Annotated in this window: 10 protein-coding genes; 5 read left to right on the top strand and 5 right to left on the bottom strand. The window is 72.9% G+C overall.

Annotated features, from left to right (window positions below):
* Positions 1-94: 94 nt before the first annotated feature.
* The 3 genes from AB0K37_RS09725 to AB0K37_RS09715 all read right to left on the bottom strand — a co-directional run bounded on the left by AB0K37_RS09725 (position 95) and on the right by AB0K37_RS09715 (position 4,899).
* Complete coding sequence (locus AB0K37_RS09725; RefSeq protein ID WP_363977449.1) at positions 95-2,890, bottom strand: family 20 glycosylhydrolase; 2,796 nt, start codon at positions 2,888-2,890, stop codon at positions 95-97.
* Positions 2,891-3,032: 142 nt separating this feature from the next.
* On the bottom strand, positions 3,033-4,643 hold the full coding sequence (mctP, locus tag AB0K37_RS09720) for a monocarboxylate uptake permease MctP (RefSeq protein ID WP_363977446.1): 1,611 nt from the start codon (positions 4,641-4,643) through the stop codon (positions 3,033-3,035).
* Positions 4,644-4,647: 4 nt separating this feature from the next.
* Positions 4,648-4,899 carry a DUF3311 domain-containing protein gene (locus tag AB0K37_RS09715; RefSeq protein WP_363977443.1) on the bottom strand — a complete coding sequence of 84 codons (252 nt, stop codon included), beginning with the start codon at positions 4,897-4,899 and terminating at the stop codon, positions 4,648-4,650.
* A gap of 333 nt (positions 4,900-5,232) precedes the next feature.
* Between AB0K37_RS09715 and AB0K37_RS09710 the strand changes: the two genes are divergently transcribed.
* The 4 genes from AB0K37_RS09710 (at position 5,233) to AB0K37_RS09695 (ending at position 9,174) form a co-directional block, all read left to right on the top strand.
* On the top strand, positions 5,233-7,395 hold the full coding sequence (locus tag AB0K37_RS09710) for an anthranilate synthase component I (RefSeq protein WP_363977440.1): 2,163 nt from the start codon (positions 5,233-5,235) through the stop codon (positions 7,393-7,395).
* Between the two features lie 165 nt (positions 7,396-7,560).
* Positions 7,561-7,707, top strand: a complete 147-nt coding sequence (locus tag AB0K37_RS09705; RefSeq protein ID WP_165959128.1) for a GPGG-motif small membrane protein — start codon at positions 7,561-7,563, stop codon at positions 7,705-7,707.
* Between the two features lie 69 nt (positions 7,708-7,776).
* Positions 7,777-8,694, top strand: a complete 918-nt coding sequence (locus AB0K37_RS09700) for an SDR family oxidoreductase (protein WP_363977437.1) — start codon at positions 7,777-7,779, stop codon at positions 8,692-8,694.
* 75 nt (positions 8,695-8,769) lie between these two features.
* Complete coding sequence (locus AB0K37_RS09695) at positions 8,770-9,174, top strand: ChaB family protein (protein ID WP_363977434.1); 405 nt, start codon at positions 8,770-8,772, stop codon at positions 9,172-9,174.
* Here AB0K37_RS09695 and AB0K37_RS09690 read toward each other — a convergent pair.
* Positions 9,171-10,157: a YafY family protein gene (locus AB0K37_RS09690; RefSeq protein ID WP_363977431.1), complete on the bottom strand. Its 987-nt coding sequence runs from the start codon at positions 10,155-10,157 to the stop codon at positions 9,171-9,173. The genes AB0K37_RS09695 and AB0K37_RS09690 overlap by 4 nt on opposite strands.
* A 99-nt stretch (positions 10,158-10,256) precedes the next feature.
* Here AB0K37_RS09690 and add point away from each other — a divergent pair, with 99 nt between their 5' ends.
* Positions 10,257-11,282, top strand: a complete 1,026-nt coding sequence (gene add, locus AB0K37_RS09685; protein WP_363977429.1) for an adenosine deaminase — start codon at positions 10,257-10,259, stop codon at positions 11,280-11,282.
* A 9-nt stretch (positions 11,283-11,291) separates the two neighbouring features.
* Here the strand turns inward: add and AB0K37_RS09680 are convergent.
* A partial coding sequence (locus AB0K37_RS09680) for a DUF1266 domain-containing protein (RefSeq protein ID WP_363977427.1) occupies positions 11,292-12,300 on the bottom strand: 1,009 nt, incomplete at its 5' end.

Here is a 12,300-nt window from a genome sequence, read left to right as displayed (position 1 = left end):
CTATTCGCCTGTCAAGAGCCGAAAAGAAAACGACCCGGCCGTCCGCGTGAGCGGACGACCGGGCCGTCGCCGTGCCGGTCGGGAGGCGATCGGGTTACTGGAGGGGGGCCCAGTGGCCGGGGTCGCGGCCGGGTTCCCCGCCGGAGCCGTCGCGGGTCGCCCGGAAGAGTTCGCCCTGGTGGCTCACCAGCGCCCCCGCCTTGTAGCCCGCGCGGTTCCGCCAGGCCGGGACGCCGACGGGGGAGATGCGGCTGGTGCGGCCGTCCGCGCTTCGGGTCCGGGTGAGCGCGGACGCGCCGACCCGCACGGGCCCCGTGTACGGCCGCCAGTTCGCGCCGTCGGTGGAGTACTCGACCGCCAGGCCCGGGTCACGGACGTTCGCCGCCAGCGTCCCGTCCGAGATCTTCGCGCCGGGCAGCGGGAGCCGGTAGTTCACCCCGGCGCCGCTCAGGCCCACCGGCTTGTAGAACGACAGGAGCGGGAACGTCTTCTGGCCGAGGGTGTTGCTGAAGACGTTCCAGGCCGCGTCCATCTCGTCCGGCGCGGGGGTGTCGCGGTTCCAGGCCCGCTCGGCGGCGCCGAGCAGCTTCGGGAACGCCTGGTATTCGCGGATCCCGGGAGCCTTGCCGTTCTCGGCCCACAGCTGCGCCTCCAGGCCGAGGATGTTCTTGCGGCCCTCGGCGGTCAGCCTCGTCCAGGACGGGTTCGGCGTGACCGGGTTGCCCCAGCGGTCCTCGGTCGCGTTGGCGTACACGTCGAACGGCTGGTAGGTGAAGGTGCTCTTCTCGTCCACGTAGGCGGCCCAGTAGTAGCCGGGCTCGTCCGGGTCCTTGTTGTAGGCGAGGTCCATGTAGAGGTTCGTGGCGTGCGCGAGGATCACCGGGGTGCCCTCGTTGGCGAACCGGTAGGCCCAGTCCTCGCGCCCCCAGCCCCAGACGTTCTGCCAGGGCAGCGGCGTGAATCCCTTGAGGCGGAACGAGCGGGTCGGGTCGGTGATGTCCTCCCAGCCGGCGGTCGCGGGGGCGTACTTGTGCGCGATGGCGTTCCAGCGGGTGAAGAACAGCTCCTTCAGCTCCTCACCGGACCTGCCGGCCGTCTCGGGCGCCTTCTGGCACGCCGGGGACCCGGACCACCACCCCTCGGGCGGGCCCGGCGGCTCGTCGCCGCCGAGGTTGAGCCGGTTGAGCGGGGCGCCCGCGCGCTCGTACATCTTCGCCACCTCGGAGGCGACCTTGTCCAGGAAGGCGTAGGTGCTGGGCAGGCACGGGTTCGCGAGGTTGTCGGTGTAGTACTGGACGCTGGTGTGCCGGCTCGTGTCGGCCGGGTCCAGCAGCCGGTACGCGGAGTCGTGCGTCCGCTGGTACCGGCGCTCCATCGACTGGACCGCGGCGCGCGCGTGCGCCGGGAAGTTCAGCTCGGGGACGACCTCGACGTGCCGCTCGGCCGCGTACCTGAGGATCTCCTCGAAATCCCGGACGGAGTAGAAGCCGCTCCCCTTGCCGACGAAGTTGAGCGTGCCCTGCTCGAACCCCTGGTAGGCGGGCTGCCGGCCGAGGTTGGCCTCGGCCTCGCCGGCCGCCTTGCCGGAGATGCCGTCGCCGGGGGCGAGGTCGTTCGCCGACCCCATGCCCTGGTGCAGAGCCCCCGTCTCCTTGAGGTCGAAGGCGCGGCCGGAGCCGAACCCCGTCAGCTCGGGCAGCCCCGGGATCTGCAGCCGCCAGCCCTCGTCGTTGGTCAGGCCGAGGTGCAGCCGGTTGAGCTTGGTGAAGCTCATCAGGTCGAGGAACTTCTCGATGGTCTGCTTGGTCTCGAAGTGGCGGCCCACGTCGATCTGCAGGCCCCGGTAGCCGAACAGCGGCGCGTCGGCGATCCTCGCGCGCGGCACCCCGACCGTGGACGCGGGGCGTCCCCTCGCCGCCGCCGCGTAGGCGCCCGCGGGAACGAGCTGCCGCAGCGTCTGGACGCCGTAGAGGACCCCGGCACGGTCGGCGCCGACGATCCGGACGCCGCCGCCGTCGGCGGTCAGCGTGTAGCCCTCGGGGTCGGGTTCGCCGTCGCGGTCGGCGTCCAGCCTCGGATCGACGCTCAGGGCGACGGGCGCGCCGCGCCCGCCGGCCACATCGGTCAGCGCGGAGCGCAGGTAGCCCGCCTCCCGGCGCAGCGAGCGCGGCGCCGAGACGGGCGACCCGCCGCCGATCGCGACCGTGCCGCCGGAGGCCTCGGCCGACAGCGGCTGCGGGACGATGCTCTGCCGCAGCGTGAGGTCGAGTTTGCGCGCCGTGTTCTCGGCGTAGCGCGACGCGGCGGTCTGCACGGGCCGGTGGTCGCCCGAGAACGCGGTGGTCTGCTTCGGGTCCGCCGGGTCCAGCAGCGCCTTGGCCGGGACCCACGACGGCCGCCCGCCGCCGAAGGCGATCGTCCACCCGGCGGGCGCGTCGGACTTGTGGACCGCCCACAGCTCGAAGTCGACGTCGATCGCGCGCCGCTCGCCGGGCCCGACGGGCGCGAAGCCGTCCCCCGGCCTGAGCGTGTAGAAGTCGCCGCTCCGCGCGGCGTCCGCCCGGGTGATCGCGAGGCCCTGGCCCGCGAGCCGCGCGCGGGCGGACTCGCCCGCGGCCCCGTCCAGGACGGCGGCGGGCCGGCGGACGGCGTTGAAGTACATCGCCCATCCGCCGGCGCCCAGCGCGCAGCGGTCGTCGTGGTTGTCGATGGTCAGCCGCGCGCGGTGGTACTGCGCGTCGGCGACGGTATGGTCCACCGGCTGGTAGGTGACCATGAGATCGCGCGCGTCCGGGCGGCAGGCCGCGGCGGCGGCTCCCGGCGTGACGATCGCCGCGAGGCTCGCGGCGAGCGCGGCGGCCGACAGCACGGCCGCGGGTCGGTTCGGCATGAATAGGAAAGTAACCTAATAATTTGCCGCGGGGCCGCGCCTGATCCGGCCACCGCGGAAGGCGCAGGCGGCGCCGCCCGTCCGCTCCCGGTCAGCCCGGGGATCTTGACGGGGCGGCGCCGCCGGTGGCCGGCCGGCCGGATCAGGTGCTCGCCTCCAGCTCCAGATCCTTGACCCGCGGGTCGCCCTCGTCGGCGAGGTAGTCCGCCGCGCGCGTCCCGTCCTCGCCGTCCGCGAGCTTGGCGGCCCTGAAGACCAGGGTGCCGGCGACCGCGACGACCACGTTGACGGCGAGCGCCAGCATGCCGACGTACACCGTCGTCTTGGTGTCCAGGCCGAGGTCGCTCAGCGGGTAGGCCGAGCCGCCGAAGTGCTCCTTGCCCTTCACCGGGTTCGGGATCCGGTACAGCATCCACAGGCCGGCCGCCATGCCGGCGGCCCAGCCGGCGATGAGGGCGCCGCGGTGGAACCAGCGGGTGAGGAGGCCGAGCCCCACCGCCGGCAGCGTCTGCAGGATGATGACGCCGCCGATGAGCTGCAGGTCGATGGAGAACTCGGGGTCGAGCGCGAGGATGCACACGACCGCGCCGGCCTTGACGATCAGCGAGACCAGCTTGCTGACGGTCGCCTCCTCCTTGGCGTCGGCGTCGCGGCGGATGTACTCCTTGTAGATGTTGCGGGTGAACAGGTTGGCCGCCGCGATCGACATGATCGCCGCCGGGACCAGCGCGCCGATGCCGACGGCGGCGAACGCCACGCCGGCGAACCAGTCGGGGAACATGTGGTCGAACAGAAGCGGGACCACGGTGTTGGTGTCGGGCTTGCCGTCCGTGGTGACCGGCTTCACGCCCGCCGCGATGGCCATGTAGCCGAGCAGCGCGATCAGGCCGAGCACGAAGCTGTAGGCGGGCAGCGCCGCCATGTTCCGCTTGATCACGTTCCGGTTCTTGCTGGCCAGCACGCCGGTGATGCTGTGCGGGTAGAGGAACAGCGCCATCGCGGAGCCGAGCGCCAGCATCGCGTAGTTCAGCTGCCCGCTGCCGGCGATGGTGATGCCGTCTCCGGGCGCGGGGGACTTGTCGAACTTGGCCTTGGCCGCGTCGAAGATGTCGCCCCAGCCGCCGAGCTTCGCCGGGATGTACAGCACCGCGACGATGATGACCAGGTAGATCAGCACGTCCTTGACGAAGGCGATCAGCGCGGGGGCGCGCAGCCCGGACTGGTAGGTGTAGGCCGCGAGGATCACGAACGCGATGATGATCGGCCAGTGCCCGTTCACGCCCATCGCCTTCAGCACCGCCTCGATGCCGACCAGCTGCAGCGCGATGTAGGGCATCGTGGCGACGATGCCGGTGATCGCGATGACGAGCGCCAGCGTCGGGGAGCCGAACCGGGCCCGGACGAAGTCGGCCGGCGTCACGAAGCCGTGCACGTGCGAGACCGACCAGAGCTTGATCAGTACCAGGAACACCAGCGGGTACACGACGATCGTGTACGGGACGGCGAAGAAGCCGGCCGCGCCCGCGCCGAACACCAGGGCGGGGACGGCCACGAACGTGTAGGCGGTGTAGAGGTCGCCGCCGATCAGGAACCAGGTGACCCAGCTGCCGAAGCTGCGGCCGCCGAGGCCCCACTCGTCCAGGCTGTGCATGGAGTCGGGCCGCCGCCACCGGGCGGCGACGAAGCCCATCCCGCTGACCAGCAGGAACAGGACCGCGAAGATGATGATCTCGGTGAGGTGGTCGCGTGCCATCGGCTCAGCCCCGCTTCTTCGTCATCTGGTACACGAGGACGGTGCAGGCGACGCCCAGCGGGATGAAGGCCAGCTGGATCCAGTAGAAGGCGGGGAAGCCCGCGAGGCGGGGCTCGTCGCTGTTGTAGAGCAGCGTGAGCAGCGGGAGCACGACGGGAACGATCAGGAGCCAGTTCCAGTGGCTCCGGTCGGTGCGGTCGGCGCCCGGTGAGGGTGGCTGGGTCGGAGTCGGTTCCCGGGAGTCGTCGGGAGTCATGGGGTCCTCCTCGTATGGCCCGCGCACGGTTCGCCCGGATCGCGCGACGGGACCGTGCCGGGGGTGCGGCCGGGCGAGCCTACACACGCCCTGGTCACAGCCCGATATCGGCCGCGCCACGACTTCGGTGGATCGCTCCACACCGGGAAGCGCCAGGTAGGGAACCGTGCGCCCGTGGTAGCCTCGCCGCATGCGAACCGCAGCCTCCCGGTGGTGGTGGCGCCGCTGAGGCGGTGCCGGTTCGCGCGTGTTCACGACCAGGCGACCGCCCTCACCGGCGGTCGTTTCCTGTTCGCGACGCCCGGTGGGGGCCCGACATGAGGGGCCACCGCGGTGGAGACCGTCTCACGACAGCCGCTGACCAGCGAGTTCGTCACGGCCGGGGGCGTACGGGTGACCCGTACCGCCGTCCCGGTCGACTCCGAGCGCAAGTCCGACGCGCTGAACGTCCTCGTCGCCGCCGTGGGGGAGCGGCGCGGCGGCGTGCTCAGCTCCGGCATGGAGTATCCGGGCCGCTACAGCCGCTGGCACATGGCCTACGTCGATCCCTGCCTGGAGATCGTCGCGCGCGGCCGGACGGTCGCCGTCCGGCCCCTGAACGGGCGCGGCCGGGTCGTCCTGCCCGCGCTGGCGGGCGCGCTGCGCCAGGTCGGCGAGGTGCGGACCGACGAGCCCGGCCTGTTCGAGGTCTTCGTCCCGCCGGCCGAGGGCTTCTTCGCCGAAGAGGAGCGCAGCCGCCAGCCGACCGTCTTCACCGCGCTGCGCGCCGTCGTCGACCTGTTCCGCTGCGACGACCCGCACCTCGGTCTGTACGGGGCGTTCGGGTACGACCTGTCGCTGCAGTTCGAGCCGCTGCGGACGCGGCTGGAACGCCCCGACGACCAGCGCGACCTCGTCCTGCACCTGGCCGACGAGATGGTCGTCGTCGACCGCAAGCGCGAGACCTCGCACCGGATCTCCTACGAGTTCGAGGTCGACGGGTCGGGCACCGCGGGGCTGCCGCGCGGCACCGGGACGACGCCGGTCCGGCGGCGGGCCGACGTCCCGGCGCAGCCCGTCCCCGGCGTGTACGCGCAGATGGTGCGGGACGCCAAGGACAAGTTCGTCAGGGGCGACCTGTTCGAGGTGACGCCGGGGCACGCGATGTACGGGCGCTGCGACGCGCCCGCCGCGTTCTTCGAGCGGCTGCGGGAGTCCAATCCGGCCCCGTACGAGTTCCTGTTCAACCTCGGCGAGGGCGAGTTCCTGGTCGGCGCGTCGCCCGAGATGTTCGTCCGGGTCAGCGGCGACCGCGTCGAGACCTGCCCGATCGCCGGGACGATCAGGCGCGGCGCCGACCCGCTGGAGGACGCCGAGCAGATCCGCACGATCCTGTCCTCGGCGAAGGACGAGTCCGAGCTGACCATGTGCACCGACGTGGACCGCAACGACAAGTCCCGGATCTGCGTGCCCGGCAGCGTGCGCGTCCTCGGCCGCCGGCAGATCGAGATCTACTCCCGGCTCATCCACACCGTCGACCACATCGAGGGGCGGCTGCGCCCGGGCTTCGACGCGCTCGACGCGTTCCTCACCCACATGTGGGCGGTGACGGTCACGGGCGCGCCCAAGACGTGGGCGATGCAGTTCATCGAGGACCACGAGGACTCGCCCCGCCGCTGGTACGGCGGCGCGGTCGGCTGCGTCGGCTTCGACGGCTCGATGAACACCGGGCTGACGCTGCGGACCGCGCAGATCCGCGACGGTGTGGCGACCGTGCGGGCCGGGGCGACGCTGCTCTACGACTCCGACCCCGACGAGGAGGAGCGCGAGACGCACCTGAAGGCCAGCGCCCTGCTGGGCGCGCTCGCCGCCGCGCGGAAGGGCGCGGGGGTCGTGCCGCAGGAGGCGCCGCTCCCCGCGCAGCCGGGCGAGGGCGTCAGGGTGCTGCTCGTCGACCATGAGGACTCGTTCGTCAACACCCTCGCCGACTACTTCCGGCAGCACGGCGCCTCCGTGGTGACCCTGCGGCACGGGTTCCCGCTGCGGCTGCTGGACGAGCACGCGCCCGACCTGGTCGTGCTGTCGCCCGGCCCCGGACGCCCGGAGGACTTCGGCACCCGCACGCTCCTGGACGAGCTGGACGCCCGGAAGCTTCCGGTCTTCGGCGTGTGCCTCGGGCTGCAGGCGATGGTGGAGCACGCCGGGGGCGAGTTGTCGCTGCTGCCCGAGCCGTCCCACGGCAAGCCCGGCCGGGTGGAGGTGAAGGGGGGCGACCTGTTCGAGGGACTGCCCGAAGAGTTCACCGCCGCCCGCTACCACTCGCTGCACGCCACGCCCGACCGGGTGAAGGGGTTCCAGGTCACGGCGTTGACCGGGGACGTCGTCATGGCGATCGAGGACCCCGGGCGGCGGCGCTGGGCCGTGCAGTTCCACCCGGAGTCGATCCTCACCGCGGCCGGGGGCGCCGGGCACCGCATCGTCGCCAACGTCCTCCGCCTGTGCCGCTCCGGGGGCTGACGCCACGGTCGGGGCGCGGGTGATCGCCGTCCTCCCGAGGAGGGGGAGGGCTCGACCCGAGGAGGGGGAAGGCTCGGCCTTCCCCCTCTGTAACAAAACGGGTAATTCGGTCATCCGCAATGAGATTGTGGTTTCTTGGGTCTCCCTGGGGGGACGCCGGGGGCCATGATGACAATCCTGTGGCTCATCGCGGTCATCCTGGTGATCGCCGGCATCTACGTGATCCTCGCGCGGCGCGACCTGCTCTGGGGCATCGTCCTCATCGTCGTCGGCCTCCTCGTCGGCCCGGGCGGGGTGAGCATCTTCACCTGACCGAAAACCCGGCCGACCGAGGCGAAACCCTGACGTGAACTGTCAGGTTTCAGTGCCAGTCTCGTCCCCATGAGTCGTGCACTGACTGGAAAGATCGCACTGGTCGCGGGCGCCACGCGCGGAGCGGGACGGGGAATCGCCGTCGAGCTCGGCGCCGCGGGCGCGACCGTCTACGTGACGGGACGGTCCACCCGGACCCACCGGTCGGAGATGGACCGTCCCGAGACCATCGAGGAGACCGCCGAGCTGGTCACGGCCGCGGGCGGCGAGGGAGTCGCCGTCCAGGTCGACCACCTCGACCCGGCGCGGGTCGCCGCCCTCGTGCGCCGCATCGACGAGGAGCGCGGGCGGCTGGACGTCCTCGTCAACGACATCTGGGGCGCGGACCGGCTCTTCGAGTTCGGCAGGCCGCTGTGGGAGCAGTCCCTGGACGACGGCCTGCGCATGCTCAGGCTGGCCATCGACACCCACGCCATCACCAGCCACTGCGCCCTGCCGCTGCTGATCCGCGAGCCGGGCGGCCTGGTCGTCGAGGTCACGGACGGGACCGCCGAGTACAACGCGGCGTACCGCAAGGAATGCGGCTACTTCTACGACCTCGCCAAGTGCGCCGTCCTCCGGATGGCCCTCGCCCAGTCCGAGGAGATCGCGTCCTACGGCGCGACGGCCCTCTCGCTGACGCCGGGATGGCTGCGCTCGGAGGCGATGCTCGACAACTACGGCGTGACGGAGGAGACCTGGCGCGACGCCACCACGAAGACGCCGCACTTCGCGATCTCCGAATCGCCGGCCTTCGTGGGACGCGCCGTCGCCGCCCTGGCCGCCGACCCGGACCGGGCGCGCTGGAACGGGGCGTCGCTGTCCAGCGGCGGGCTCGCCCAGGTCTACGGGTTCACCGACGCCGACGGCAGCCGCCCCGACGCCTGGCGCTACGTCGTCGAGGTGATAGAGGCGGGCCTTCCCGCCGACGTCGCCGGCTACCGGTAGCCGGCGGGCCCGCCGTACCGGTTTGAGGGCGCGCTGACCGGTTATCCGGCGTGGAGACTCGTGAAAGGAGGAGCCATGCCGATGACGGGCAAGAGCGGCGAGCCGCGGAAGGAGGAGCTTCCCGGCACGCTTCAACGCTCCCCGAAGGAGGCCCAGGAGACCTTCGCCAAGGCCCACGACTCCGCCGTCGAGACCTACGGCGAGGGCGAGCGGGCGCACCGCACCGCGTACTCGGCGCTCAAGCACAAGTTCGAGAAGCGCGGGGACCGGTGGGTCCCCAAGGGGCACAAGGGGCCGTCCGACCCGCGGGCGAAGAACCCCGACGCGCGCCACGGCAAGGGCAGGAGCTTCGGCGGCGTGGACGTCGAGGGCAGCAGCAAGCGCGAGCTGTACGACCGCGCCGCCGCCCTCGATGTCCAGGGCCGCTCGAAGATGACCAAGGAGGAGCTCGCCGAGGCGATCGCGCGCAAGCAGGACTAGCCGGGCGGCCGGTCCGCCGTCCGGTACAGCTCCGCCAGCCGGGCGGCCGCGTCCGCCATCCGCTCCCGCAGCTCCGGCGGGGCGAGGACCTCGACCTCGGCTCCGAGCCGCATCAGCTCGGACGCCGCGACGGCCGCCGACTCCACGGGCAGCGTGGTCACCACCCATCCCCGCTCGTCGGGCCCGCCCGCGGCGGCCGCCGCCTGGCGGGCCGCGTACGGCTCGACGGCGTGCCGCAGGAGCCGCAGGCCGGCGGGGGACAGGCGCACCACGGCCTCCTCGCGCAGCACCGACCGCACGAAGGCGGCCGCCTGCCCCCGCCAGTGCCCGGCGAGGTCGAAGTCCTCGTCGCGCCGGAAGAACTCCCCGGTGGGGCGGACGGCGGCGACGCGGTCCACCCGGTACGTGCGGTGCCCGCCTCCGGCCCGCGCGACCAGGTACCAGACGCCGTTCTTGAGGACGAGCCCGTATGGCTCGGCCGTCCGGGTGACCTCGGAGTCCTTGCGGCGGTAGCGCAGCTCCACGGTCTCGTCGTCCCACACCGCGCGGGCGAGGTCGCGCAGCAGCGGCGGCGGCCCGCTCTCGCCGAACCAGCCGGGCGCGTCGAGGTGGAAACGCTGGTTCGCGCGGGCGGGCGCGTCGCGCAGCGCCTTCGGCAGCGCGGCGAGGACCTTCAGCTCGGCGGCCGCGAGCGCGTCGGCGCGCCCCATGTCACCGGCGGGGCCGGGCAGCCCGGACAGGAACAGCGCCTCGGCCTCCTCCCGGGTGAGCCCGGTGAGCCGCGTCCGGTAGCCGCCGACCAGCCGGTACCCGCCGCCCCGCCCCTGGTCGGCGTAGACCGGCACCCCGGCCGCCGACAGCGCCTCCATGTCGCGGTAGACGGTGCGCTCGGACACCTCCAGCTCGCGCGCCAGCTCGGCGGCGGTCATCGTCTCCCGGGACTGCAGCAGGAGCACGGCGGAGATCAGTCGGGCGGCGCGCACGGTGCCCATCCTGCCGAACGGGAGGGTTCCTGACAATTTCGTGGGAGGTTCGCCGGGTTCGCCTGTCCCGGCAGGTCGGATCGCTGTTAATTTCGCGGCGTGCCTACCGACAACACGAGCATCGCGGCGTTCATCGACGCCCTCCCGAAGGTCGAACTCCACGTCCACCTCGTGGGCTCCGCCTCCGTCCCGACCGTCCTCGAACTCGCCCGCCGCCACCCGGACGGGCCCGTCCCCGTCGACGAGCGCGAGCTGCGCGCCTTCTACGAGTTCCGCGACTTCCCGCACTTCGCCGAGGTGTACGAGTCGGTGTCGAGCCTCGTCCGCACCCCGGAGGACGTCGGCACGCTCGTCTCCGGCATCGCCCGCGACCTCGCCGCGCAGAACGTCCGGTACGTCGAGTTGACCGTCACGCCCTTCACCCACCAGAGGGCCGGGATGCCGATGCCCGCGGTGACCGAGGCGCTCGACCTCGCCGCCCGCGAGGCCCGTGACCGGTTCGGCCTCGGCCTGTCCTACATCTTCGACATCCCCGGCGAGTTCGGCGCCGAGGGCGCCCGCGGCACCCTCGACCACGCGCTGCGCCACCCGCCGGAGACGCTCGTCGGGTTCGGGATCGGCGGCGTCGAGCAGGCCCGTGCGCCGTTCCGGGACGCGTTCCGCGACGCGTTCGCCGCCGCCCGCGCCGCCGGCCTGCGCAGCGTCCCGCACGCGGGGGAGATGACCGGCCCGGAGACGATGTGGGAGGCCGTCGAGGGGCTCGGCGCCGAGCGCATCGGCCACGGCACCAACTGCCTGGACGACCCCCGCCTCGTCGCCCACCTGCGCGAGACCCAGCTGCCGCTGGAGGTGTGCCCGACCTCCAACGTCTGCACCGGCCAGGTCGCGGACCTCGCCGCCCACCCCCTGCCGCGGATGCTGGAGGAGGGGCTGTTCGTCACGCTGAACAGCGACGACCCGCCGATGTTCAACACGACCCTCACCGGCGAGTACCGCGTCGCGGCCGAGGCGTTCGGGCTCGGCCGCGCCGAGCTGGCCTCCCTCGCCCGCAACGCCGTGACGGCCTCGTCGCTGGACGAGGAGGGACGCAAGGCGATCATCGCCGAGATCGACGCGCTGGTCTGAGCCGGGCGGTCAGCCCCAGGCCATGCGCCGCCACGGGCTGCCGGGGTCCTCGGCGAGGATGCGGTGGCCGGTGAGGGAGCGTTCGTACCATTCGCCGAACTCGCCCTCGTCGAACCGCAGCATCCGGCCGAGAACGTACCCGGCCGAGAACTCCTGCCACGACGCGTACGTCTGGTGGGCGCGGTGCCCGGCCGTGAGGACGCACTTCTCGGCCTCCTCGGCGTCGCAGTACCCGGCGTTCAGGCCCCAGCGGGCCATGTTCACCGCGCGCCCGAGGTCGTAGCCGAAGACGCTCTCGACGCGGCCGTCGGGCGGGAGGAGGCCGTCCGCCCGGAACCGCGCCTCGTAGCGCAGGACCGCCTCGGAGAGGTCCAGGACCTCCCGGACGGTCTGCTCGGAGATGTCGCGCTCGCCGCACCAGGCGACGATCGCGTCCTGCCAGGCCCGCTTGCCGGTGCCCCTGCCGCGCCGGTCGAGCACCATCTGGATCGCCGGGTCGCTGTTGCGGGCGTCGAGCAGCGCGTCCATCTGCTCGCGCCAGCTCTCGGAGCCGGTGATGCCCCAGTCGCGCTCCAGCAGCACCCTGTCGTCGCGGGCGCTCTCGTGGTCGGCCAGGCTGTTCCAGGCGACGCCGTTGCCGACGGCCAGATGGGCGCCGACGGCGAGGGCCGCGGCGAGCCGCCCCCAGGCGGCGCTGCCGGGGTCGGTGACGAGGACGTCGTGGTCGCGGTCGGGGCGCCGCTCGGCGTCCGCGAGCAGCTGGGCGACCTGCCGGTACGCGTCGCCGCCGGGCGGCATCCGCGCCAGCAGCTCGCGCAGCGGCCGCAGCGCGCCGCGCGGGCCCGCGTCCTTCAGGATCAGCCGTGCGGCGTGCGCGCCCGCGGCTCCGGCGCGCTTGGGGTCCTGCAGCGACCCGAACCCCGACATCGCGGCCCAGGCGCGCCGAGCGGCCTCGCCCGTCCGGCCCGCGGCGGCCAGGACGTGCGCCGCCTGCGCGTCCAGACCGGCCCGGACCTCG

The organism is Actinomadura sp. NPDC049753 (genome assembly GCF_040674655.1).
GTDB lineage: Bacteria > Actinomycetota > Actinomycetes > Streptosporangiales > Streptosporangiaceae > Spirillospora > Spirillospora verrucosospora.
This window is presented reverse-complemented; position numbering and strand designations above follow the sequence as displayed.